Consider the following 23,838-nt stretch of genomic DNA (forward strand, 5'->3'; position numbering starts at 1 on the left):
AATGGATACAGGTAAAATCAGGATCAAGGATATTGCCGAAAGAGCTGGTGTGAGTGTGGGCACGGTAGACCGTGTACTGCATAAACGCCCTAACGTATCGAAAAGTGCTTTGGAAAAGGTAGAGAAGGCGCTGAAGGAAATGGACTACAAGCCAAACATGTATGCCTCCGCCCTAGCTTATAACAAATCGTATACATTCTATTGCATCATCCCCAAGCACGAGTCGGAGGCTTATTGGGAAGAGGTGGAAGAAGGTGTCCTTGATGCCTGTGACCGTCGTAGCGACTTCCGTATTAGTCAGAAGATGATGTATTACAACCGTTTCTCGACGGAGACATTCACAAAAGTCACCAACGAGTGTCTGAAGCAGAAGCCCCATGGTGTGATTATCGTCCCCTCTAAACTGGATGTCACTCGTAAATTCACGGATCAATTGCACGAACAAGGGATTCCCTTTGTCCTGCTTGACTCATACATGCCAGATCTTAAGCCATTGTCGTTCTATGGTCAAGACTCTTTTTCCAGTGGCTACTTTGCCGCCCGGATGCTGATGATGCTGGCTCCTCATGAGAAAGAGATCATGCTGATGAAACAGATGCGCAACGGCAATGTGGCATCGAAGCAGCAGGAGAATCGTGAGACGGGGTTCCGCCATTATATGCACGACCATTATCCTGATGTGACTATTAACGAGGTGAATCTCTCTTTGGACGAGAAACGCGAGAATTATGATGCCATTCTCGATGAGTTTTTCACCAAGCACCCACATACCCACCATTGTATCACCTTCAATTCAAAAGCGCATCTGGTAGGCGAGTATCTGTTACGCTCCAACCGTCGTAACATTCAGATTATGGGCTACGACATGGTGCCGAAGAATGCGGAATGTGTACGTCAAGGCAGTATTTCCTTCCTCATCGCACAGCATGGATATATGCAGGGTTACTCCTGTATCGAGACACTCTTCAATGCGATTGTACTGAAAAAAGAGGTTGAGCCCATCAATTACATGCCTATCGAGTTATTAACGAAGGAGAACATTGACTTCTACCGCCGTAAGAATATCGGATAAACTACTTAAACAAATACAATATAATTATGGAACAAGCTACATTTTTAAAAATCAATCCCGCCGACTCCGTCGTGGTTTGTCTGCAACCCAAGAAGAAGGGTGAAATCATCGAGATTGACGGCAAACAAATCACCGTGAATCAAGATACTCCTGCTGGTCACAAAGTTCTTATTAAAGAAGTGAAAGAGGGAGAGAATATTATCAAATACGGTTATCCAATCGGTCATGCTCGTCAAGACATGAAAGCTGGAGATTGGGTAAACGAGAATAACCTCAAGACCAACCTCAGCGGAACACTTGAATACACATACAACCCTGTTAACGAGCCTCTTAGAATCAAAGACGAGAAGCGAACCTTTAAGGGATATATTCGGAAGAACGGGGATGTGGGTGTTCGTAATGAGATATGGATTGTGCCCACCGTAGGATGCGTCAACGGCATCGCAGAACAATTGAGTCACCGTCTGATGATGGAGACTAAGGGTGAAGGTGTCGACGCCATCTGGACATGGCATCACAACTATGGTTGTTCACAGCTTTCTGATGACCATGAGAATACGCGAAAGGTACTGCGAGACATCTGTCTGCATCCCAATGCCGGTGGCGTATTAGTGTTAAGTCTTGGATGTGAGAACAACCAGCCTGAAGATTTTATGGCGATGTTGGGCGACTATGACAAAGACCGTATCAAACTGCTCGTTACCCAACGAGTGGAGGGTGACGAGATAGAGGCTGGTATGGAAATACTGCGTGACCTCTATGGTATTGCCAAGCAGGACAAGCGAGTGGATGTCCCTGTTTCGAAATTAAGAGTCGGTCTGAAATGTGGTGGCTCTGATGGATTCAGTGGCATCACAGCCAACCCGTTGGTGGGTGAGTTCAGCGACTGGTTGGTGGCACAAGGCGGAACCAGTGTATTGACTGAGGTACCTGAGATGTTTGGTGCCGAGACGATTCTCATGAACCGTTGTACGACACCAGAGCTTTTCAGCCAGACAGTCTCGATGATCAACAATTTCAAGAACTATTTCCTCTCACACGGCGAGCCCGTTGGTGAGAACCCCAGCCCTGGAAACAAAGCTGGTGGCATCTCAACTCTTGAGGACAAGGCTTTAGGCTGTACTCAGAAATGCGGTAAGGCTCCTGTCAGTGGTGTCATGGAATATGGCGACCGTTTGAAGAATCCCGGACTCAATCTACTATCTGCTCCTGGCAATGACCTCGTAGCGTCTACGGCTCTCGCCTCTTGTGGTTGCCATATCGTACTTTTCACCACTGGACGTGGAACACCATTCGGTACTTTTGTGCCCACAATGAAGATAGCGACCAACCCTACCCTCGCCAAGAACAAACCCCATTGGGTAGACTTCTCCGCAGGACAGTTGGTTGAGGGACGAACCATGACAGAACTCGTTCCGGAATTCATCGATAAAGTTCTTGCTGTAGCCTCTGGAGAACAGGCTCGCAATGAAGCTAACGGCTATCGTGAGATTTCTATCTTCAAGAATGGCGTTACTTTGTAGAATTGAAAGATTAAAAAATTGAAGAAAGGTCTGATCGCATTATCACCGCTTCTGGTGTTTATAGTACTTTATTTAGTCACGAGCATCATCGCTCGTGACTTTTATAAAGTACCCATCACCGTTGCCTTCATGGTAGCGAGCATCTATGCTGTCGTTATCTCTGGAGGCATCCCCATCAGAAAGCGCATCGATATCTACAGTCGTGGAGCAGGTACGTCACAGATGATGCTGATGATCTGGATATTCATCCTTGCCGGTGCTTTCGCAAACACTGCGAAAACGATGGGGTCTATTGATGCCACCGTTAACCTCACCCTCACATTATTACCTGCCAACATGTTACTTGCCGGTCTGTTCATCGCCGCCTGCTTTATCTCTATATCCATTGGTACGAGTGTGGGGACCATCGTGGCACTTACACCCATCGCGGCAGGTATCGCCAATCATTTGGGGGAGGATTTACCGATGATAGTGGCAATTGTTGTAGGAGGCTCCTTCTTTGGCGACAATCTCTCGTTTATCTCAGATACAACGATTGTGGCAACATCCACACAAGAGTGCCGACTGAGCGATAAATTCCGTGTCAACTCCTATATCGTAATGCCTGTAGCAATCGTCATGTTGCTGATATATCTGTTTATGGGTATTCACACCCCTATGCAGCAACCAACGGGCAACGTGGAATTCTGGAAAGTATTGCCATACCTAGCGGTACTTGTTACTGCGATTTTCGGTATGAATGTAATGGCAGTCATTGCACTCGGACTATTACTCTCTGGTATTATCGGACTCTGTTATGACGCCTTCGACATCTACGGATGGATGAAGGCGATGGGTGACGGCATTCTGAACATGGGTGAGCTTATTATCATCACCATTATGGCAGGAGGACTACTGGAACTCATCAAGCACAATGGAGGTATTGATTTCATCATTAAATTGATGACCCGTCACGTAAATAACAAACGGGGTGCCGAACTGTCAATTGCTACCTTAGTTTCACTAGTGAATATCTGTACGGCAAATAATACTGTAGCCATCCTGACGGTAGGAGGTATTGCCAAGAAGATCGGTGACCGTTTCGGGGTAGACAACCGTAAATGTGCCTCGATACTCGATACTTTCTCCTGTATGATGCAGGGGATCATCCCGTATGGCGCACAGCTGTTGATGGCAGGAGGACTGGCTGCCCTTAACCCCGTCAGTATTGTGCCCTACCTCTACTATCCTTTCCTTCTAGGCATTATGTCCCTTTTCTCCATTCTGTTCCGTTACCCTAAAAAATTCTCATAAATGGATATCATACAACGTAACTTTCTCAGACTGCTCAAGAGTGGCGCTTTCGGACAACGCGAACGGATAGAGCCCATGAGTGCATGGAAATGGAAAAGACTTTACCAACTCTCACAGATGCACGATGTGACACCATGGGTCTATGACGGCATCCAGACTAGTCATGACGATTTCTTTCTTCAGATTCGTCAGGAACAGATGATACAATGGAAAGAAAGTGCCATGATGGCTGATACAGAAATCGTGAAGGACGAGGAACAACGGCTCACCAACCCCCTGTTAAATCATAAACTGCAACAATGGACTGAGAAGGAAGGCAACTCACCGACTCTGGAACTGCTCTATAATATCATTCGGCTGGCTCGTTTTATCCTCACACAAGGTATTAATATGCGTCATCTGGTGGAACTAGGTATCTACCTCCGTACTACTAAGGATCAGATTGACTACCAGCAACTGGCAGACTGGATCAAGAAGTTACACATGGGGAAAATCGTCCGACTGGAAGCCGCACTGTTAGTACATTTCTTCGACTTCAAGCCAGAAGAAATTCCTTTCACCAAAGCGTACATTGGCAAGAGCACCATCCGCATTGCCGAAGATATCATGAACACGTCAAGCGAACAAGCCGTTGACTGGTATTTCACACAAGGAAAGAATGTGTTCGTACGTACCAACAATTCCGACGCTATGATGTGGCATGTCCGCCATTCTGCCAAATATATGAGCTATTATCCGAGCGAGGCTATCACTAATTTCTTTGCCAATTTCGCCCACTCCCTCTCCCATATCGAAGAATAACTAATGATGATGAAAGCGTAACTCACGCAACTTATGCTGTCCCATCAGCCGGCTCTTATCCACATAGCCGTTGACACCCGTCAGTCGGCCCTTACCAGTATACTGCCAGGCAACGATGTCACGCTCGTCAGCCAAGACAGGCTCCTCATCAGTATACATGGCAATCATTAATTTGTAGTCGTCCAATTTTCCCACCAAATACTTATTGTAAAAATTTCGATAGGTATACACCAATGGTTTCTGACGATATGCCTCCTCTACCAAGTCAAGGAACTTTAACAGTGAGTCACAGAATTCCTCCACAGGAAGCCCTCCCATAGACTCCACATCAATCATTGGAATCAAATCCTGCTCACCAGGCAGGCATTGCGTCTTAAAATTCTCAAGTTGTATTCTCTGGTTGACTTTTGGACGATAGAAATGATAACTACCCACCTTCAATCCATAGCGATGCGCCAGATTGATGTTGCGTTCAAACATCTCGTCTATCCTGTCACCACCTTCCGTCGCCTTCAGGTAGACATATGACATTTTTGTGTTATCACCTACAGTCTCCCAGAACACATTACCCTGATAGTGGCTCATATCAATACCATGCACATGTGTACAAGTGTCCTCACACTGTACATCCTCATAGTTCTGCGCCACTGTTGTTACTGTCCCAAATAAAACAAATAATGTATATATTATTGTACGTCTCATTATCTTTTTTCTTTTAGCGAATGCAAATTTAACAAGAAAAGACTAAACCACAAAAGCCTTTCACATCTTTTATTATATCTTGTCATAGAAGATCTTCCTCCTTCTCCCAAGCGGTGTCTTTCTAAAGAAATCTGCTCTAGGACTTTGATATTTGTTTCATTTTTCGTATTTTCGCAGCAAAATAGAAAATATAAACAGCATAAGTTATGACACGAAAAGAAAAATATGCGTATATCCTTCAATATTTCCGCAAACAGATGCCGGAGGTACAAACTGAATTAGAGTTCGGTAGTGTATTCCAACTGTTGGTAGCTGTCATATTGAGCGCACAATGTACGGATAAACGTATCAACCAAGTCACACCAGAACTATTTCGCCATTATCCCGATGCGAAAGCGATGGCAAAAGCAGAAGCGGAGGACGTGCTGGAGTACATCAAGAGTGTATCCTACCCCAACTCAAAGGCAGACCATTTGGTAAGGATGGCCCGTGCGTTGATGGAGAGATACGGAGGAGAAGTTCCGTCAGACATGAATCAGTTGCTTGACCTACCTGGTGTGGGCAGGAAGACAGCAAATGTCATACAGAGTGTTGCCTTCGGAAAGTCGACCATGGCTGTTGACACACACGTATTCCGTGTCAGTCATCGTTTAGGACTGGTGACGAAGAATGACGACACTCCTTATAAAGTTGAACAGGTGCTAGTAAAAAACATACCCGCGGAAGATATTCCACGGGCACACCATTGGTTATTGCTTCACGGCAGATATGTATGTACCTCCAGAAAGCCCCATTGCGGGAAATGTGACCTCAAGGGCGTCTGCCCTTCTGCCACCCTTTCATCATCTGGCGGTGGAACTGACTCTCAGCTTTAATGACATCATATACCTTTGACGCCGGAAGCACACACATCATCTTCTTATGATAAGTCTGCTCCAGTTGTTTGAGTTCTATGTCCAGTTTGTCACGATTGTGGATAGCATTAGCACAACCTTCTTCAGTGGCAGGTTTCTCCTTTCCATAACTCCGTTTCTTCTGGTACAGACAACGCTGTTGCTTATGCATCTCGCGAAGCAGAGGAAAGAGTTTGGCCGCCTCTTCGTCTGTAAGACGTGCCTGTTTGGTAATATAGGCAGTCATCTCAGCATCAAACTTCTCTGGTGAGAATTTTTTCTCCTGTGCCATACAAAACATGAACAACATGATAGAGCAGCCAAGTAATACTAATCTTTTCATACACATCTCCTTTTAGTTTTCTGCCAGACAGGCATAAATATCAGTATTGTCAATCATTGCATAGTCAGCGGCCTCATCAATATAAGACTCCGTGACAGCAACCTGAGGCAACTCAGGAGTGTCTGGATCTATTTTTGAGAAGTATAAAGCCACACTGAATACGATAACCACCAGACAGGCTGCGGCATACATCCACGGACGAAGCAACATGCGTCGAGCCCCCTGTTGACGCTCTGGAATCTGACGCATCACCTGTTCGGTAAAACTATCGAAGTATCCTTCCGGAACTTGGAAAGGATTCTTTTTTGACAGTCGTTCTTCAAGATATTTCTCTTCGTTCATCATTGTTTCTTTATTTATTGGACGTTCACTCTTTCGGAAAGTTTAATCCCGTTGTTTAAAAAACTCTGAAATTTTCTTCACGGCAATATGGTAGGATGCTTTCAACGCACCCTCTGAAGTGTTGAGAATCTTACTCATCTCACTATATTTCATCTCGTCATAATAACGGAGATTGAATACTGTTCGCTGTACTTCCGGCAACTGTGCAATCGCCTCCTGCAATTGTGCCTCTGTCTCATCGCCATCAAAATAGCGATCAGCCATTAACGTATTGGCTATTCCCACAGAATCATCTGCACTGACCATATCTGCCACTTTTTGACGGCGCACGAAATCAAGGCTTTCGTTAATGGCAATGCGATAAAGCCATGTTGATAACTTAGAGTCCTGGCGGAAAGAATCAAGGCTGCTCCATGCTTTCAACATCACATTCTGCATCACGTCATTGGCATCCTCATGGGAGAGTACGATACGCCGAACCTGCCAATATAGTTGCTCGCTATACTGTCGTACCACCTGCTCAAAAGCCTTCCGTTGTGTTGATGGGTCGGAGAGCATGGTAACCAACTGTCTCTCGTCAACAGTCATTAGATAAATTTCTTGAGATGATTCCAGACAAGCTTATCATAGCCATAGACATCCGGATAAGTCTGAATTAGCCCATGCTCATCTGGATATATGGTGTAATATATAATATAAAGAGGTACGTGAGGCTTCACAGGCATATAGCTGATTAATTTATGTGGCAACTTCCTGCCATTCTCATTTTCTTCCGGTGCATGAGAACGGACATAGTCCTTACCCTGCTCTGTTTGAGGAGAGATATCCATCGAGATACGGATTTTATCCAATGTCCAATCGTCAACATCCCCCAACAAGAAATGGGCAAGATCGAAAGGACGCTGCACACGGACACAACCATGTGACACACCTCGCCAACTGTTCTGGAAGAAACCTGGTGTAGAGGTGTCGTGCAGATAGACCGAGAAGTTATTCTTAAAGCGAAAAACGATACGACCCAAGGAATTACCTCTTCCACCATCTTGCGACACTCGGTATTTACCACTTGAGAGCATTGCACGTGAAACACTGCTAATAGCCACCTTCTTACCCGTCGAACGCTCTGCGATATAATAGCGATGACGGGCAAAGTAACTACTGTCCCCGGCATGATGAAGCACATCATTATTAATGATACTCTGTGGGATATTCCATTCCGGGTTTATTTGCATATACTCAATCGCACTGGTCAGCAAAGGAGTTCTCGTACTCGTCTTACCACACCCAATACGCATTGACATAGTAGAGTCTGGTCCAAAAGCATATAACATAAATGCAGGGATATTGACGACTACCCATTTTCCTGTTGTCGGCATGGGATTCTTCTCTTTCCAGCGACAGCGTTCCATATTAACAAGGACTTTCATTCGCTTCTCCGAAGAAGAGTCAGACAACTGGCGAAGGAGACTACGATAGAGCGGAGACTGCGGCTCCACCTCTCGCATCATAGGACCAACACTGTCGTTTCTGATTTTCCTTAAGGCTTTCTGATAAAAAGCAGGAGCCGGACGTAAAACTGGAGTATCGTATTGGTTCACATAATGCGTCTTTACTTGTCCAGTACTGTCAGGCTTCGAGTCAAATCTGTTCATAGCCACCTTGGGATTCACAAAACCATACTGCTGTCCTGCCACATATGTCAGATAAGCATATGTCAGGTTATATTCCAAATGAGCAATCACATCATTTACCGAATGATGTTGGTCAAAGTCCAAGGTTTTGAAACGGTGTATTTCTGCCTCTAATTCCTTGACCTTAAATTGCGTTTTGGAGAAACCTATCTGGTTGACTTGAGATAACTGTTGTATCAGTGTATCCGCCATGTTTGTAATTCCCTGTCTTCCAATCCACAACATCGATCCACCTTCATGGTAATACAAAGCCGTACGGCAAGCGGGTGACATGGAATCCTTGCCAACCTTACCCATATTCTTCAGTACAGACTGGATTTCAGCAGGTGTTATTTGAAAAGTAGGCGTTTTCAGATCTGAAAACGCCTCTATTGTGATATCACCTTTCCTGATAGAATCTTTTCCACATCCCACGAGGAGACAAGAAAGCATCAAGAATAAAAGGAATGTCAGATGACTATCTTTCTGACAACCTTTCCGACTTTGATAATGTAGCAACCTTTAGGTATGTTTGTTAATTCAATTCTTTGTGCCGGGCTCTCAATACGTACAGACATCACATGACGACCTGTCAATGAGATCACCTCCATCACCTGCCCTTCTGCGTTTATAATATGGACAGTAGACTTAGACACACTAATCTGCGCCTCGTTCTTCTCATCATTCTGCTCAATACCAAAACTCTCTGACGGAACCGCCTGAATAGTTATTGGTAGCATGAAGAAACATGCGACGAAAAGCGTTATTATAAGTACTCGTTTTGTCATACGCTATACATATTACAAATGCAAAAGTAGGAATAATATTTGAAAATGCCAAATTTTAATGTGAAAAAATGCGTTTACAGCTCAAAAATCATCTGTTCATCACACAAAAAGCTGTCCTCGAACACTTTTTTTGCCTCTTCAAGCAGGACGTTCTCATCCTCATAACGCGAAGAGTAATGGCCTAACAGCAATTTCCCGACTTGAGCATCACGAGCCACCATTGCCGCCTGAAGAGCTGTGGAATGGTAGTATTTCTCTGCATGTTGTATACAATCCTCCCCATAGGTGCTCTCATGATATAGTGCCGTCACACCCTTGATACGCTCGTATAAAGTAGGGATATACCTGGTATCGCTGCAATAGGCATAACTACGGGCTGGCTCTACTGGCTCTACCAAACGACTGTTGGGAATCACCTCCCCTTCTGGTGTCATCCAGTCTGCCCCACCCTTGATGTTGTAAATCTGACTAACAGGAATATGATAGAAATCCATCATATCACGCTTGATATGCGGCATCGTTGGTTTTTCCTTAAACAAGAAGCCACAACAAGGCACACGATGTTCCAAGGGGACAGATTCCACTGTCAGACTACGATCCTCATAGATGACCTGCTGTTGGGTGGTATCGACAACATGGAAGACCACCTCAAATTCGAGTCCATGACAATATAGACGCATCTGTTCATCAAGCATCTGCTCTAACGCCGCCGGAGCATAGACATCCAGTTTTGCAGTTCGTCCTAGCAAACCAAAAGTACTGATCATCCCGATAAGTCCGAAACAGTGGTCGCCATGGAGATGACTAATAAACACTGCAGAGAGCTTGGTAAAACGGATACGGGAACGCCGCAACTGCATCTGCGTTCCCTCTCCACAATCTATCATGAATTGCTTTCCCCTTATCTCCACTACTTGCGACGAAGAATAATGGCGAAGCGTGGGTAAAGCACTCCCACAACCTAAAATATGAATCTTAAACGGTTCCAAGAATTCATCAAATCTTATAGTCGTCCTCTGAAGCCTCCTCCAGTTTGATATCCGAATCAGGTTTCTTCAACTGCTGGCGTCCATACTCATAAGTATCCTCACCGTCTTTGAGTATCAAAGAATCAGGAGACAACCGCACTATATCATACAGATTCACCTCTTCCTCCTCGCCAGCACCTTCACGGACATCAACCAATTCAAGTTTACCACGAACCAGCCGCCAAGTCTTATAGGAAAGAGTGCTCTGTTCTATACCCTCTACAATGCCACCTTCCTTAATCTTGAAACCGACTTCATCACTACCATCCAACGGATTAGGCATAACCCAGTTTCCTAATAATGCAGCCTGGTTGATAACAATCAACGCCTCTGTCTTCTTGGCATTGGGAACTACTGCCATACGGTCGCCTGCCTGTAAGCCACCAAAAACCTGGTTGTTCTCACGAGCATAAGTGATATCCAGCTGAATAGTGTCACCCAAATCCGTGACGACCTGCAGTGTATTCATTGCCGTACTCTCGCCACAAATACCATAGATGGTAGGATCCTGCATGGCGCTCATATCCGTAGAGTCACCATTGTCGAAAGGAACAGGCTGTGTCTTTCCGCCGCAACTTGTCATAACTACTATAGTAGTCATTAACATCGATACAAATACTATTTTCTTCATAATCATTTATTTAATAATTCTCATTTTTCTTTGCCTCATCCCACAGAGCGTCCATTTCCCCGAGGGTCATCTCTGTCAGGGGTTTCCCTTCCTTAATACTATGTTGTTCTATAAAATTAAATCGTCGGATAAACTTTTGATTGGTTGTTTCCAACGCATTGTCGGGATTCAGGTGATACAGACGCGCCGCATTGATAACAGCAAAGAGAAAGTCTCCCAGTTCTTGCTCAGAGCGCTTCTTGTCTTCCCGCTTCAACTCCACCTCCAACTCATCCAACTCCTCACGGACTTTCGACCATACATCTTGTTTGTCCTCCCAGTCAAAACCCACATGACGAGCCTTGTCTTGTATACGATATGCTTTGATCATAGAGGGAAGGGCTATTGGGACTCCGCTCAGCACACTTTTATTACCATCCTTTTCCTTCTGCTTAATCTGTTCCCAATTATCAAGAACCTGCTCCACGTTTTTCGCCTCTGAGAATTCACTCTTTCCTGCATCCTCACCATAGGGTAAAGGCTGAGGAGCTGGGGCTCCGATCTGAGAAGGATGATACACATGTGGGTGCCTGAATATCAGTTTGTCAACCAGATGATTACAAACATCTGCTATATCAAATTGACGATTCTCTTCTCCTATTCTTGCATAGAAGCCGACATGCAATAAGACATCACCTAATTCCTTGCATATTTCGGACGCCTCACCCTTCATCAAAGCATCACACAGCTCATAAGTCTCCTCTATCGTATTGGGACGCAGGCTTTCATTCGTCTGCTTCTTATCCCAAGGACATTTCTCCCTCAATGTGTCCAGCACATCAAGCATTCGCCCAAAGGCAGCCATTTTTTCTTCTCTTGTATGCATCTGCTCCATAATCCATGCAAAAGTACAAAATAAAAACGAAACCACCAAATTTCCACGACCTATTTGGCAGTTTCGTTTTTTTTGTTTACCTTTGCACGTCATTATTAAATAAGTTATGGAACTAGCAAGTAAATACGATCCCAAAGAGGTCGAATCGAAATGGTATCAGTATTGGCTGGACAACAAGTTGTTTGCCAGCAAACCTGATGGTCGCGAGCCTTATACAATTGTCATCCCGCCACCCAACGTAACGGGTGTGCTTCACATGGGACACATGTTAAATAATACCATCCAGGATATTTTGGTGCGCCGTGCCCGTATGGAGGGAAAGAATGCCTGCTGGGTGCCAGGAACAGACCATGCCTCTATTGCTACTGAGGCTAAGGTAGTAAAGAAGCTGGCAGAGCAGGGTATCAAGAAACACGACCTCACACGTGAGGAATTCCTGAAACATGCATGGGACTGGACCGATGAGCATGGGGGCATTATCCTTAAGCAGTTACGTCGCCTAGGGGCTTCCTGTGACTGGGACCGTACTGCCTTTACGATGGATGAGAAACGCTCGAGGAGTGTCATCAAAGTTTTCGTTGACCTCTACAGCAAAGGACTCATTTATCGGGGTTTACGCATGGTCAACTGGGACCCCAAAGCTCTGACAGCATTGTCTACCGAAGAAGTTATTTATCGTGAGGAGAAGAGTCATCTATTCCATTTGAAATATTATGTTGATGGTCTGGAGGCCTTAGATAACCAAGAGAGTCTAGAGAAAGAGGGTAATATTATCCATAAGGATGCCAAAGGTTATTATGCCGTTGTTGCCACCACCCGTCCAGAGACCATCATGGGTGATACGGCGATGTGTATCAACCCAAAAGATCCCAAGAACCAGTGGTTGAAAGGACGTAAAGTCATTGTTCCACTAGTCAACCGCGTGATTCCTGTGATAGAGGACCGTTATGTAGACATTGAATTCGGTACGGGATGTCTGAAGGTGACACCAGCCCACGACACTAATGACTATATGCTTGGTAAGACCCACAACTTGGAGACCATCGACATTTTCAATGCCGACGGCACCATCTCCGAGCAGTCACCATTATACGTCGGCATGGATCGTTTCGACTGTCGTAAACAGATTGCAAAAGACCTACAGGACGCAGGACTAATGGAGCGTATTGAGGACTATACCAATAAGGTAGGTTACTCTGAGCGTAATCCGGATACAGCTATCGAGCCACGCCTTTCTTTGCAGTGGTTCTTGAAAATGAAGCATTTTGCAGATATCGCCCTGCCACCTGTAATGAGCGATGATATCAAATTCTACCCCACAAAATACAAGACGACTTACAAGAACTGGTTGGAAAACATTCAAGACTGGTGTATCTCTCGTCAACTCTGGTGGGGTCACCGTATCCCTGCCTATTATTATAATGAGGAGGGCGACTTCGTAGTGGCAGAGACTCGAGAGAAAGCTCTTGAGCTTGCCAAGCAGAAAAATCCTGCAATAACAGATGCTGACTTGAAACAAGACGAGGATGCTCTGGACACATGGTTCTCTTCATGGTTGTGGCCCATCTCCCTGTTTGATGGCATCAACAACCCCAAGAGCGAGGAATTGGCATATTACTACCCCACTTCCGACCTTGTAACAGGTCCTGACATCATCTTCTTTTGGGTGGCACGTATGATCATGGCAGGCTATGAGTATGTAGGCAAGATGCCTTTCAGACATGTCTACTTCACAGGTATTGTCCGTGACAAACTGGGACGCAAGATGTCCAAGTCACTGGGCAACTCTCCTGACCCCATTGAATTGATTGAGAAATTCGGTGCAGATGGTGTGCGTATGGGTATGATGCTCTCCGCCCCTGCCGGAAATGACATTCTCTTTGATGAGAGTCTGTGTGAGCAAGGACGTAACTTTAATAATAAGATATGGAATGCTTTCCGTCTCATCAAGGGATGGCAGGTTGCTGACACCGACCAGGCAGAGGCAAGCAAGATTGCCGTGGCATGGTTCGAAGCCAAGCTCAAACTTGTCAATGAGGAGTTGCAAGATTTGTTCTCAAAATATCGTATCTCCGAGGCACTTATGGTTGTCTACAAGTTATTCTGGGACGAGTTCTCAAGTTGGTATCTGGAGATGGTAAAGCCTGCCTATATCAATGGCGAGGCACAGCCTATCGACAAGACCACCTACGAGGCGACATTGCATTTCTTCGATATCCTGTTGAAGATGTTACACCCCTTCATGCCCTTTATCACAGAGGAGTTATGGCAGGCACTCTATGAGCGGAAGGCAGGAGAGAGCATCATGCGTGAAAGTCTGAAGTTGGAGACTCCTACAGCTGCAGAGAAAAAACTTGTTGATGATATTGAGCTGGTGAAACAGATTGTCAGTGGTGTCCGCATGGTACGCAACCAGAAGAACATCGCACCCAAAGAAGCATTGGAGCTGCAGGCTGTTACTGTCAACCACTACGAGACATATACCGCCGCTGTCATGAAAATGGCAAATGTCAGTGCCATCCAAGTGGTCAACGAGAAAGATGCAACGGCTTCTGCCTTCATGGTAGGAACAGACGAGTTTGCCGTTCCTCTGGGTAATATGATTGATATCGATGCTGAGATAGAGAAGCAGGAGACCCAGTTGAAACACCTCGAAGGTTTCCTTGCTGGTGTCATGAAAAAACTCTCCAATGAGCGGTTCGTCGCTAATGCGCCAGAAGCGGTTGTAGCCTTAGAGCGCAAGAAGCAGAGTGACTCTGAGGAAAAGATTGCTGCTCTCAAAGAAAGCCTTGCCGCACTTCGTGCACAGAAATAAAATGCCCGTCATTGAGATTTCAGCACTCACACATCCAGGTGTGGAGTTGTTCAGTACACTGACTGAGGCACAACTGCGCAACAGGATAGAACCAGAAAAGGGCATTTTCATTGTGGAGAGCCCAAAAGTGATTCGAGTGGCAATGGAAGCTGGTTATCAGCCTGTGGCACTGCTCTGCGAACGGAAACATATCCATGGAGATGCTGCTGATATCATCCAGCAATGTGGCGACATACCAATATATACTGGCAGTCGTGAGCTTCTTGCCAAGCTGACAGGATATACTCTTACAAGAGGAGTGCTTTGTGCCATGCGTCGCCCCACCCTGAAGAGCGTGGAAGCCATTTGCAAGGACACACATCGTATCGTGGTCATAGATGGTATAGTCGATACCACTAATATTGGTGCCATCTTCCGCTCTGCGGCGGCACTGGGGGTTGATGCCGTCCTACTGACGACGAACTCATGTGACCCGCTGAACCGAAGGGCTGTCAGAGTGTCGATGGGGGCAGTGTTCCTCGTCCCTTGGACTTGGATAGAAGGTGACATCAGCCAACTGCACGATTGGGGATTCAAGACACTGGCAATGGCACTGTCAGACAACTCTCTCCCACTCGATGCCCCTGTTCTTAAACAAGAGGAGCGACTTGCCATCATCATGGGAACAGAGGGAGATGGACTGCCGAAGGAGACCATAGCAGAAGCAGACTATGTGGTAAAAATCCCTATGTCACATGGTGTGGACTCGCTGAATGTAGCCGCGGCATCTGCCATTGCATTCTGGGAGTTGGTGAGGAAATAAACAAGTATCTATTTGGAATATGGAGAATAATAGTATATTACAGAAACTCGACGGACTGGAGGCACGCTTCGAGGAGGTGTCAACATTGATTACCGACCCCAGCGTAATTGCTGACCAGAACCGTTTCGTGAAACTCACGAAGGAATATAAGGACTTGGGGGATATCATGGATGCCCGCAAGCGTTATATCTCCTGTCTGAACAGTATTAAGGAGGCAAAGGACATCCTTGCCAACGAGGATGATGCAGAAATGAAAGAGATGGCACGCGAGGAACTGGCTGAGAACGAGGCTCTGCAACCAAAACTGGAAGAGGAGATCAAGATTGCCCTCATCCCAAAGGACCCTGAGGATGCGAAGAACGTACAGATGGAAATCCGTGCAGGAACAGGTGGTGATGAAGCCTGTCTGTTTGCCGGTGACCTTTTTAAGATGTATAAGAGCTATTGCGATTCTAAAGGATGGAACCTCTCTATCACCAGTGTATCGGAAGGTGCTGTCGGTGGATATAAGGAAATCGACTTTGCCGTCAGTGGTGCTGATGTCTATGGTACGCTGAAATACGAGTCTGGTGTACACCGTGTACAGCGTGTTCCTGCAACAGAGACACAGGGACGTATGCACACCAGTGCTGCTACTGTTGCCGTACTCCCTGAGGCTGATAAGTTTGAGGTGCATATCAACGAGGGAGAAATCAAATGGGATACCTTCCGTTCCAGTGGTGCCGGTGGTCAGAATGTTAATAAGGTCGAGTCTGGTGTCCGTCTCCGCTATATGTGGAAGAACCCGAATACTGGAGAGACCGAGGAAATACTCATCGAGTGTACGGAGACGCGTGACCAACCCAAGAACAAGGAGCGTGCCCTCTCTCGTCTCTATACCTTTATATATGATAAGGAGCACCAGAAATATATGGACGATATCGCTTCCCGTCGTAAGACTCTCGTATCTACGGGTGACCGCTCTGCGAAAATCCGTACCTATAACTTCCCTCAGGGACGTGTGACAGATCACCGCATCGGTTATACCACCCATGACCTGCAGGGTTTCCTTGGTGGTGACATCCAACCCATGATTGATGCCCTTACCGTTGCAGAGAATGCTGAAAGAATGAAAGAAACGGAGTTATAAAATATGAACAGACAAGAATTAATAAACCAAATCAAGGAGAAACAGTCGTTTCTCTGTGTGGGTCTTGATACAGATATCAATAAGATTCCACAATGCATCATTGACGAGGCAAAGGAGAAGGATGGTGAGGATTATATCTTCCGCGCCATCTGTGAGTTCAATGCGTTGATTATCGATGCCACAGCACCCTATTGTGTAGCATACAAACCCAACCTCGCCTTCTATGAGGCATACGGTGTGGATGGTATATTGGCTTTTGAGGCTACCATCGATTATTTGAAGGAAGAATATCCCAACCACTTCATCATCGCAGATGCCAAGCGCGGGGATATTGGCAACACATCAAAGATGTATGCCAAGACATTCTTCGAGGAGTATGACGTGGATGCATTGACAGTGGCTCCCTATATGGGTGAGGACTCAGTGACTCCCTTCCTTGGTTATGACAACAAATGGGTTATCCTGCTTGCCCTGACCAGTAATAAGGGCTCACATGATTTCCAACTGACAGAGGACACAAATGGAGAACGCCTCTTTGAGAAGGTACTGAAGACTTCCCAGCAATGGGGTAACGACGAGAACATGATGTATGTTGTCGGAGCTACACAGGGGCGTATGTTTGAAGACATCCGTAAGGTAGCCCCCACCCATTTCCTGCTCGTTCCCGGTGTTGGTGCACAAGGAGGCAGTCTGCAAGAGGTTTGCAAATACGGTATGACGAAAGACTGTGGATTGCTCGTCAACTCCTCACGTGGTATCATCTATGCCAGCAATGGAGAAGACTTCGCAGAGGTGGCTGCTCAGAAGGCAAAGGAACTGCAAGAGCAGATGGCGGAAGAGATTAAGAAAAGAATGTAAGAAGGAAATTCTTACGGCAATGGTTTCACATAGCGCATCTCATGAAGGATGCGCTTTTGTCTTTTTAAGACATAAGCACTGGGCTTCGCCGAGTTATAACGCAAAGGATTAGGCAGTGTGGCAGCTATCAACGCACACTCCGCACTCGTCAGTCGAGAGGCGGTTTTATGGAAATGCCATTCCGCCACAGCATCAACACCATAGATACCATCCCCCATCTCAATGGAGTTAAGGTAGACCTCCATGATACGCTGTTTCGACCATATCAGCTCTATCAACACGGTGAAATACACCTCAAAGCCCTTTCTCAGCCAAGAGCGACCAGGCCACAGGAACACATTCTTCGCTGTCTGCTGGGAAATCGTAGAGGCACCCAGCTTACGCTTCTCCGGATGCTTGAGGTTACGGATAGCGGCATGCTCTATTGCCTTATAATCAAATCCATGATGTTCTAAGAAACGGGCATCCTCACTTCCCATGACGGCAAGTGACATCGAGGGGGATATCTCCTCATAGGGGACCCAATGGTGATGAAGAGTCAGTTCCTTATCCTGGGAGACCTGCTGTCCCAGACGGATGAACATCAAAGGGGTGAACCAAACAGGGACCCAACGTAATACTACAACAGAAAGAATAGTGGAGGCAAAAAATGCCACCACTATCCATATAAGAATCTTTTTTATCTTATGCAGTAATGCCTTCATTACTGAAGAGTACCAGCCTCAGCCTTCTGGATCATCTCCTTGCTGGCATACATATAAACCTCCACACGACGGTTCTGCTGACGACCAGCAGCAGTTGAGTTGTCGGCAACAGGATTGGTAGAGCCCTGTCCTTCCACACTCTTGATCTGCTTACCCTGCACACCACATGAACGGAGATAGTTGCTTACGCTGTTAGCACGATTAACTGACAGTGGCTGGTTGACGGCATCAGTACCGGTATTGTCAGTATGTCCAATAATAGCAACGTCGCAATCAGTATTAGAGTTAAGTACACGGGCAAACTCTGCGAGTGAGTTCTTTGCGCTGGTGCTCAAATCTGCCTTACCAGTAGCAAAGAGAATACCAGAGTCAAAAGTAACTTTCACTGCATCCAGACCATTGGTATCCTTAACGGTCTCCACCTGAGCGTTCTGAACCTGCTGAGCCTGCTTCTTAGCCTTATCCATCTTATTACCGATGATAGCACCTGCGCCAGCACCTACTGCGCCACCTACTGCAACACCTACCGCAGTGTTACCGGCAATAGCACCAATGATACCACCTAATAAAGCACCGCCACCGGCACCAATACCTGCACCCTTCTGGGTGTTGTTACATGCGAAGAGCATACCTACGCAAAGTAACAGGGAAACTAATTTTAATTTCATAATACTTGTGTTTAGTGAAACAATTACTAATTTGGGACAAAGATACAAATTAATTTGTAATATTCATATTATTTTCGTAATTTTGCACCAAATTTTGAAAAAATAAAGACTTTTATGGCTAAAGAACTCAAAGAAATGACAAAAAGAGCTGACAATTACAGTCAGTGGTATAATGACCTGGTGGTGAAGGCTGACCTTGCTGAGCAGAGCGCCGTTCGTGGTTGTATGGTCATCAAACCCTATGGCTATGCCATCTGGGAGAAGATGCAGCAGCAACTGGATAAGATGTTCAAGGAGACAGGTGCCCAGAACGCCTATTTCCCACTTCTCATCCCCAAGTCGTTCCTCAGTCGTGAAGCAGAGCATGTAGAGGGCTTCGCCAAGGAATGTGCCGTCGTAACGCATTATCGTCTACGTGCCAAGGAAGACAAGAGCGGTGTAGAGGTTGACCCTGCTGCCAAACTGGAGGAAGAACTGATCGTGCGTCCTACCTCAGAGACCATTATATGGAACACCTATAAGAACTGGATTCACTCTTGGCGTGACCTGCCCTTGATGTGTAATCAATGGTGTAATGTGATGCGTTGGGAGATGCGTACCCGTCCCTTCCTTCGTACCTCTGAGTTCCTGTGGCAAGAGGGACACACTGCTCATGCCACGAAAGAAGAGGCAGAACAAGAGGCACAGAAGATGCTGGGTGTATACGCCAAATTCGCAGAGGAATGGATGGCAGTACCCGTTCTTCAAGGTGTGAAGAGTGAGACAGAGCGTTTCGCCGGTGCCCTTGACACCTATACCATCGAGGCGATGATGCAGGACGGAAAGGCACTACAGAGTGGTACCTCCCACTTCCTGGGTCAGAACTTTGCCAAGGCTTTTGAAGTCACCTATTTAAATAAAGATAACAAGCCAGAGTATGTATGGGCTACCTCATGGGGTGTCTCTACCCGACTCATCGGCGCATTGATCATGACACACTCTGATGATAATGGTTTAGTATTGCCTCCTCGTCTGGCTCCTATTCAGGTTGTTATCATTCCTATTGCCAACAAGCCCGAGCAGTTGGAGCAAGTTAACAAAGAGGTAACACCCATTATCGAGAAACTGCGCAAGGCTGGTATCACCGTTAAGTTCGACGATGCCGACAACAAGCGTCCTGGTTTCAAATTTGCCGACTATGAACTGAAAGGTGTTCCCGTTCGTCTCGTATTAGGTGCCCGTGATTTGGAGAACGGCACGATAGAAGTCATGCGTCGCGACACCTTAGAAAAAGAGACTCGTAGCATCGAGGGCATCGCCGAGTATGTAGAGCAACTGCTGGAGGACATCCAGAAGAACATCTTCGAGAAAGCCCGCAAATACCGTGATGAGCATGTCTATGAGTGCGACAACTACGAGGAGTTCAAAGAGCGTGTGAAGGATGGTGGCTTCTTCCTCTGCCACTGGGACGGCACCGCTGAGACGGAGGCGCAGATCAAGGAAGAGACACAGGCAACGATTCGTTGTGTGCCTTTCGCTTACGAACAGACTCCTGGTGTTGACATGGTCAGCGGAAAACCAGCCAAATACCGTGTCATTATTGCACGCAGCTATTAGTATTTAGCGAAAAATCAATAAATTACGGAAACTTCTGGTCAAATCTTTTGGTGATGACCGGAAGTTTTTGTAATTTTGCAGCCGTTTTATGTCCCAAAGGGGACGATAGGTGCTGGAACAGGCGCTGACACCTATACATTATTAACCCATTAAACACGGTCTGGTAAACGTCTGTTCAGACCACGCCCTGACACCAATTCCGATTGGAGGGGCAACAATTATATTTTATGTCAAAATTAACAAAGAACGTCCAGCCATTGCAGGATTTCGACTGGGAGCAGTTTGAGAATGGCATGGCAGTAAACGTCAGCAAGGAAGAGCTTGACAAGGCGTATGATGAGACACTGAACAAAGTCAGTGAGCATCAGGTTGTCGATGGTAAAGTCATCAGCGTCGACAAGAAAGAGGTAGTCGTTAACATCGGCTACAAGAGCGACGGTATTATCCCCGCTTCTGAATTCCGTTACAACCCTGATTTGAAGGTTGGCGACACCGTTGAGGTGTATGTGGAAAATGCTGAGGACAAAAAAGGACAGCTTGTATTGTCACACAAGAAGGCTCGTCTCTCTAAGAGTTGGGATCGCGTCAATGCCGCTCTCGACAACGAGGAGATTGTCCAGGGTTACATCAAGTGCCGCACGAAGGGCGGTATGATTGTTGACGTATTTGGTATCGAGGCATTCTTGCCCGGTAGTCAGATTGACGTTCACCCCATACGCGACTACGACCAGTTCGTAAATACCACCATGGACTTCAAGATTGTGAAAATCAATCAGGAGTTCCGCAACGTAGTTGTTTCTCACAAAGCTCTCATCGAGGCTGAGTTAGAGGCACAGAAGAAAGAGATCATCGGCAAGCTGGAGAAGGGTCAGATCCTCGAGGGTACCGTTAAGAACATCACTTCTTACGGTGTATTCGTTGACCTCGGCGGTGTTGACGGACTCATCCATATCACCGATCTCTCTTGGGGTCGCGTAGATGATCCTCACAAGGTAGTAGAGCTCGACCAGAAGATTAATGTCGTTATCCTCGACTTCGACGATGAGAAGAAGCGTATTGCTCTTGGTCTGAAGCAGCTCACTCCACATCCTTGGGATGCTCTGGATGCTGACCTCAAGGTGGGTGACCACGTGAAGGGTAAGGTAGTCGTTATCGCAGACTATGGTGCATTCGTTGAGATTCAGCCTGGTGTAGAGGGTCTGATTCACGTTTCTGAGATGTCATGGAGCCAGCACCTGCGTTCTGCTCAGGAGTTCCTGAAGGTAGGCGACGATGTTGAGGCTGTTATCCTGACCCTCGATCGTGACGAGCGTAAGATGTCTCTCGGCATCAAGCAGCTGAAGGAAGACCCATGGGAGGCTATTGACGTGAAATACCCTGTAGGCAGCAAGCATACTGCTAAGGTTCGCAACTTCACCAACTTTGGTGTATTCGTTGAGCTGGAAGAGGGTGTTGACGGTCTGATCCACATCAGTGACCTCAGCTGGACTAAGAAGGTTAAGCATCCTTCAGAGTTCACACAGGTAGGTGCTGAGATTGACGTTGTCGTTCTCGACATCGACAAGGAGAACCGTCGTCTGTCTCTTGGTCACAAGCAGTTAGAGGACAATCCTTGGGATGTCTTCGAGGCTAAGTACACCGTTGGTTCTATCCACGAGGGTAAGATCATTGAGTTGCTCGAGAAAGGCGCCGTTGTATCACTCGACAAGGATGTTGAGGGCTTTGCTACTCCTAAGCACCTTGTAAAAGAGGATGGCACACAGGCTCAGCTCAATGAGGAATTGCCCTTCAAGGTGATTGAGTTCAACAAGGACTCTAAGCGCATCATCCTGTCTCACAGCCGCACTTTCGAGGATCCTCAGCGTGAGGAGAAGAAGGCTGCTGCCAAGAAGACACGTGCTGCCAAGAAGGACGACGCTCCAAAGATTGAGAATGTTGCTGCCAGCACCACACTGGGTGACATCGACGTTCTCGCAGAGTTGAAGGCTAAGATGGAGAAGGGCGAGTAATCCCCTACTCCTTCCAATACGACAAAAGAATGCCTGGGCATCACGCTCAGGCTTTTTCTTTTTTACTTTCATAGGAGATTCTTCAAAAACATATAACCATATAACATAACCCCCTTCAAACGCCCTTGTACAAAGGGATTGAAGCATGTTATATGTTGCTCAAACATGTAACATACATCTAACATACATCTCACCAAAATTAATATATCCATGTTATATGTATGTTATATGTTGTCAGAATATCTAACATACCGCAAAGCCCCTGTTTATCGACATTTGAGCCACATCATGTTATAAGGTTATATGTTTTTCGAAAATTCATAAAAATCAGTTACCGACTGAAGGGTACTTTGTTACCGACTGACTGTTGTTTTCCTACCGACTAAAGCCCACTTTCATACCGATTAAAGCCCTCATTCAAGTTAATTAAAGCCTTCATTTGCTAATCACCCTAACCCTTAACCATGAACCCTTAACCATGAACCCTTAACCATGAACCCTTAACCATGAACCCTTAACCATGAACCCTTCCAATATCTCCTATGGGGGTATAACAGGCATTGTTATGTGTGATACTAGATATTGTTATGGGGGTATAACAGATACTGCCATGACCCTTGGGAGATACTTCCATGACACTATGAAGGTGACACCTTGAAAGAATTATACATGTAGATGCCTATGAGACACAATAAGGTGGAGGACCGTGAAGTCTTCCACCTTATTATTATATTATATAGCCTTTTAAAAGGCTATCCTAAAAGGGAAGGTCGTCAGCACTACCCTCGCCTGCCGGTTCCTGTGCTGGAGGGAACGGGGCTGCAGCATCCTGAGGAGCAGCCTGCTGCGGAGGGAATGGAGCTGCCTGCGGGGCACCAGCTACAGGAGCAGCGCCACGAGTCACATTATAGGCACGGATCTCATTGAACCAACGTCCGTTATACTCATGAGCATCAATATCAAAACTGATGGTCACATCCTCCCCCATCTGGATATTAAACTGTTTAATACGATCCTCTCCGAAGATACGGAAAAGACACTTACGGGGATACTGTCCAGGAACCTCAATCACATATTCCTGCGACATCCATGGATTACCAGTGCGTGAAGACACGCCACTGTTTGCCGGAAGCACGGCAATAATCTTACCTGTTAATTCCATAATTATTGTTTCGTTATAAATTGTTGATTTTACGTTTCAGATTGCGAAATTACGAAAAATACTTTTAATTTGAGAATATTTTACGGAATATTTTTGCTATTGAGCAAGTTATTTTGTATTTTTGTACTCAATTTA

General features: G+C 46.1%; 23 protein-coding genes. 11 read left to right on the plus strand and 12 right to left on the minus strand.

The features are described 5' to 3' along the window. Nucleotide 1: 1 nt before the first annotated feature. Genes BM257_RS07805 through BM257_RS07820 form a run of 4 tightly spaced genes read left to right on the plus strand, consistent with a single transcriptional unit; the run spans nucleotide 2 to nucleotide 4,689 of the window. Entirely contained in the window at nucleotides 2–1,072 is a 1,071-nt protein-coding gene (locus BM257_RS07805; RefSeq protein ID WP_092071052.1) for a LacI family DNA-binding transcriptional regulator, read from the plus strand. 26 nt (nucleotides 1,073–1,098) lie between these two features. Beyond that, nucleotides 1,099–2,595 carry a UxaA family hydrolase gene (locus BM257_RS07810; protein WP_092070713.1) on the plus strand — a complete coding sequence of 499 codons (1,497 nt, stop codon included), beginning with the start codon at nucleotides 1,099–1,101 and terminating at the stop codon, nucleotides 2,593–2,595. A gap of 9 nt (nucleotides 2,596–2,604) precedes the next feature. After that, the gene (locus BM257_RS07815; protein WP_092070716.1) at nucleotides 2,605–3,888 is read left to right on the plus strand and encodes a Na+/H+ antiporter NhaC family protein; all 1,284 of its coding nucleotides are present in this window, start codon (nucleotides 2,605–2,607) and stop codon (nucleotides 3,886–3,888) included. Next, a complete protein-coding gene (locus tag BM257_RS07820) occupies nucleotides 3,889–4,689 on the plus strand; it encodes a nucleotidyltransferase family protein (protein ID WP_092070719.1) in 801 nt (266 codons plus the stop codon). On the opposite strand, the gene BM257_RS07825 is transcribed toward BM257_RS07820, so the two are convergent. Next, nucleotides 4,690–5,391, minus strand: coding sequence for a glycoside hydrolase family 25 protein (locus tag BM257_RS07825; protein WP_092070722.1), 702 nt, complete (start codon nucleotides 5,389–5,391; stop codon nucleotides 4,690–4,692). Nucleotides 5,392–5,597: 206 nt separating this feature from the next. Between BM257_RS07825 and nth the strand changes: the two genes are divergently transcribed. Then, nucleotides 5,598–6,266: an endonuclease III gene (gene nth, locus BM257_RS07830; protein ID WP_092070725.1), complete on the plus strand. Its 669-nt coding sequence runs from the start codon at nucleotides 5,598–5,600 to the stop codon at nucleotides 6,264–6,266. Here nth and BM257_RS07835 read toward each other — a convergent pair. The 8 genes from BM257_RS07835 to mazG all read right to left on the minus strand — a co-directional run bounded on the left by BM257_RS07835 (nucleotide 6,202) and on the right by mazG (nucleotide 11,951). Then, complete coding sequence (locus BM257_RS07835) at nucleotides 6,202–6,627, minus strand: hypothetical protein (protein ID WP_092071055.1); 426 nt, start codon at nucleotides 6,625–6,627, stop codon at nucleotides 6,202–6,204. The two genes, nth and BM257_RS07835, sit on opposite strands and share 65 nt — an antisense overlap. 12 nt (nucleotides 6,628–6,639) lie before the next feature. Then, nucleotides 6,640–6,972: a hypothetical protein gene (locus BM257_RS07840; protein ID WP_092070728.1), complete on the minus strand. Its 333-nt coding sequence runs from the start codon at nucleotides 6,970–6,972 to the stop codon at nucleotides 6,640–6,642. A gap of 39 nt (nucleotides 6,973–7,011) precedes the next feature. Beyond that, a complete protein-coding gene (locus BM257_RS07845; protein ID WP_092070731.1) occupies nucleotides 7,012–7,557 on the minus strand; it encodes an RNA polymerase sigma factor in 546 nt (181 codons plus the stop codon). Continuing rightward, the gene (locus BM257_RS07850) at nucleotides 7,557–8,957 is read right to left on the minus strand and encodes a L,D-transpeptidase family protein (RefSeq protein ID WP_177216053.1); all 1,401 of its coding nucleotides are present in this window, start codon (nucleotides 8,955–8,957) and stop codon (nucleotides 7,557–7,559) included. Before BM257_RS07850 ends, BM257_RS07845 begins: the two co-directional genes overlap by 1 nt. Nucleotides 8,958–9,109: 152 nt before the next feature. Next, on the minus strand, nucleotides 9,110–9,427 hold the full coding sequence (locus BM257_RS07855; RefSeq protein WP_255405646.1) for a T9SS type A sorting domain-containing protein: 318 nt from the start codon (nucleotides 9,425–9,427) through the stop codon (nucleotides 9,110–9,112). 74 nt (nucleotides 9,428–9,501) lie between these two features. Beyond that, nucleotides 9,502–10,416, minus strand: a complete 915-nt coding sequence (locus tag BM257_RS07860; protein ID WP_092070737.1) for a ribonuclease Z — start codon at nucleotides 10,414–10,416, stop codon at nucleotides 9,502–9,504. 7 nt (nucleotides 10,417–10,423) lie between these two features. Continuing rightward, entirely contained in the window at nucleotides 10,424–11,086 is a 663-nt protein-coding gene (locus BM257_RS07865; RefSeq protein WP_177216054.1) for a lipocalin family protein, read from the minus strand. 10 nt (nucleotides 11,087–11,096) lie between these two features. After that, nucleotides 11,097–11,951 carry a nucleoside triphosphate pyrophosphohydrolase gene (mazG, locus tag BM257_RS07870; RefSeq protein WP_092071061.1) on the minus strand — a complete coding sequence of 285 codons (855 nt, stop codon included), beginning with the start codon at nucleotides 11,949–11,951 and terminating at the stop codon, nucleotides 11,097–11,099. 115 nt (nucleotides 11,952–12,066) lie between these two features. Here mazG and BM257_RS07875 point away from each other — a divergent pair, with 115 nt between their 5' ends. From BM257_RS07875 to pyrF, 4 genes are read left to right on the plus strand one after another with little or no spacing between them, the layout of a single operon-like run. Then, nucleotides 12,067–14,775, plus strand: coding sequence for a valine--tRNA ligase (locus BM257_RS07875; protein ID WP_092070743.1), 2,709 nt, complete (start codon nucleotides 12,067–12,069; stop codon nucleotides 14,773–14,775). 1 nt (nucleotide 14,776) lies between these two features. Beyond that, the gene (locus tag BM257_RS07880; protein ID WP_092070746.1) at nucleotides 14,777–15,577 is read left to right on the plus strand and encodes a TrmH family RNA methyltransferase; all 801 of its coding nucleotides are present in this window, start codon (nucleotides 14,777–14,779) and stop codon (nucleotides 15,575–15,577) included. A gap of 19 nt (nucleotides 15,578–15,596) precedes the next feature. Beyond that, nucleotides 15,597–16,706, plus strand: a complete 1,110-nt coding sequence (gene prfA / locus BM257_RS07885; protein ID WP_092070748.1) for a peptide chain release factor 1 — start codon at nucleotides 15,597–15,599, stop codon at nucleotides 16,704–16,706. 3 nt (nucleotides 16,707–16,709) lie between these two features. Then, complete coding sequence (gene pyrF, locus BM257_RS07890) at nucleotides 16,710–17,564, plus strand: orotidine-5'-phosphate decarboxylase (RefSeq protein ID WP_092070751.1); 855 nt, start codon at nucleotides 16,710–16,712, stop codon at nucleotides 17,562–17,564. Between the two features lie 11 nt (nucleotides 17,565–17,575). On the opposite strand, the gene mtgA is transcribed toward pyrF, so the two are convergent. After that, nucleotides 17,576–18,268: a monofunctional biosynthetic peptidoglycan transglycosylase gene (gene mtgA / locus BM257_RS07895; protein ID WP_092070754.1), complete on the minus strand. Its 693-nt coding sequence runs from the start codon at nucleotides 18,266–18,268 to the stop codon at nucleotides 17,576–17,578. Beyond that, complete coding sequence (locus BM257_RS07900; RefSeq protein WP_092071064.1) at nucleotides 18,268–18,939, minus strand: YiaD family glycine zipper/OmpA-like lipoprotein; 672 nt, start codon at nucleotides 18,937–18,939, stop codon at nucleotides 18,268–18,270. Before BM257_RS07900 ends, mtgA begins: the two co-directional genes overlap by 1 nt. 111 nt (nucleotides 18,940–19,050) lie before the next feature. Here BM257_RS07900 and proS point away from each other — a divergent pair, with 111 nt between their 5' ends. Together proS and rpsA are read left to right on the plus strand one after the other, a co-directional pair. Next, complete coding sequence (proS, locus tag BM257_RS07905; RefSeq protein WP_092070756.1) at nucleotides 19,051–20,532, plus strand: proline--tRNA ligase; 1,482 nt, start codon at nucleotides 19,051–19,053, stop codon at nucleotides 20,530–20,532. Nucleotides 20,533–20,759: 227 nt separating this feature from the next. Then, a complete protein-coding gene (gene rpsA, locus BM257_RS07910; RefSeq protein WP_092070758.1) occupies nucleotides 20,760–22,541 on the plus strand; it encodes a 30S ribosomal protein S1 in 1,782 nt (593 codons plus the stop codon). A 757-nt stretch (nucleotides 22,542–23,298) separates the two neighbouring features. On the opposite strand, the gene BM257_RS07915 is transcribed toward rpsA, so the two are convergent. Then, entirely contained in the window at nucleotides 23,299–23,703 is a 405-nt protein-coding gene (locus tag BM257_RS07915; RefSeq protein ID WP_092070760.1) for a DUF3127 domain-containing protein, read from the minus strand. Nucleotides 23,704–23,838: the final 135 nt, after the last annotated feature.

Origin of the sequence: Prevotella sp. tf2-5 (genome assembly GCF_900115435.1) — a bacterium.
Classification (GTDB): domain Bacteria; phylum Bacteroidota; class Bacteroidia; order Bacteroidales; family Bacteroidaceae; genus Prevotella.

Coding starts and splice junctions, on each gene's coding strand:
- BM257_RS07805 (WP_092071052.1), top strand. CDS start 2: ATGGATACAGGTAAAATCAGGATCAAGGATATTGCCGAAAGAGCTGGT.
- BM257_RS07810 (WP_092070713.1), top strand. CDS start 1,099: ATGGAACAAGCTACATTTTTAAAAATCAATCCCGCCGACTCCGTCGTG.
- BM257_RS07820 (WP_092070719.1), top strand. CDS start 3,889: ATGGATATCATACAACGTAACTTTCTCAGACTGCTCAAGAGTGGCGCT.
- BM257_RS07825 (WP_092070722.1), bottom strand. CDS start 5,391: ATGAGACGTACAATAATATATACATTATTTGTTTTATTTGGGACAGTA.
- nth (WP_092070725.1), top strand. CDS start 5,598: ATGACACGAAAAGAAAAATATGCGTATATCCTTCAATATTTCCGCAAA.
- BM257_RS07835 (WP_092071055.1), bottom strand. CDS start 6,627: ATGAAAAGATTAGTATTACTTGGCTGCTCTATCATGTTGTTCATGTTT.
- BM257_RS07840 (WP_092070728.1), bottom strand. CDS start 6,972: ATGATGAACGAAGAGAAATATCTTGAAGAACGACTGTCAAAAAAGAAT.
- BM257_RS07845 (WP_092070731.1), bottom strand. CDS start 7,557: ATGACTGTTGACGAGAGACAGTTGGTTACCATGCTCTCCGACCCATCA.
- BM257_RS07850 (WP_177216053.1), bottom strand. CDS start 8,957: ATGGGTAAGGTTGGCAAGGATTCCATGTCACCCGCTTGCCGTACGGCT.
- BM257_RS07855 (WP_255405646.1), bottom strand. CDS start 9,427: ATGACAAAACGAGTACTTATAATAACGCTTTTCGTCGCATGTTTCTTC.
- BM257_RS07865 (WP_177216054.1), bottom strand. CDS start 11,086: ATGAAGAAAATAGTATTTGTATCGATGTTAATGACTACTATAGTAGTT.
- mazG (WP_092071061.1), bottom strand. CDS start 11,951: ATGCATACAAGAGAAGAAAAAATGGCTGCCTTTGGGCGAATGCTTGAT.
- BM257_RS07875 (WP_092070743.1), top strand. CDS start 12,067: ATGGAACTAGCAAGTAAATACGATCCCAAAGAGGTCGAATCGAAATGG.
- BM257_RS07880 (WP_092070746.1), top strand. CDS start 14,777: ATGCCCGTCATTGAGATTTCAGCACTCACACATCCAGGTGTGGAGTTG.
- prfA (WP_092070748.1), top strand. CDS start 15,597: ATGGAGAATAATAGTATATTACAGAAACTCGACGGACTGGAGGCACGC.
- pyrF (WP_092070751.1), top strand. CDS start 16,710: ATGAACAGACAAGAATTAATAAACCAAATCAAGGAGAAACAGTCGTTT.
- mtgA (WP_092070754.1), bottom strand. CDS start 18,268: ATGAAGGCATTACTGCATAAGATAAAAAAGATTCTTATATGGATAGTG.
- proS (WP_092070756.1), top strand. CDS start 19,051: ATGGCTAAAGAACTCAAAGAAATGACAAAAAGAGCTGACAATTACAGT.
- rpsA (WP_092070758.1), top strand. CDS start 20,760: ATGTCAAAATTAACAAAGAACGTCCAGCCATTGCAGGATTTCGACTGG.
- BM257_RS07915 (WP_092070760.1), bottom strand. CDS start 23,703: ATGGAATTAACAGGTAAGATTATTGCCGTGCTTCCGGCAAACAGTGGC.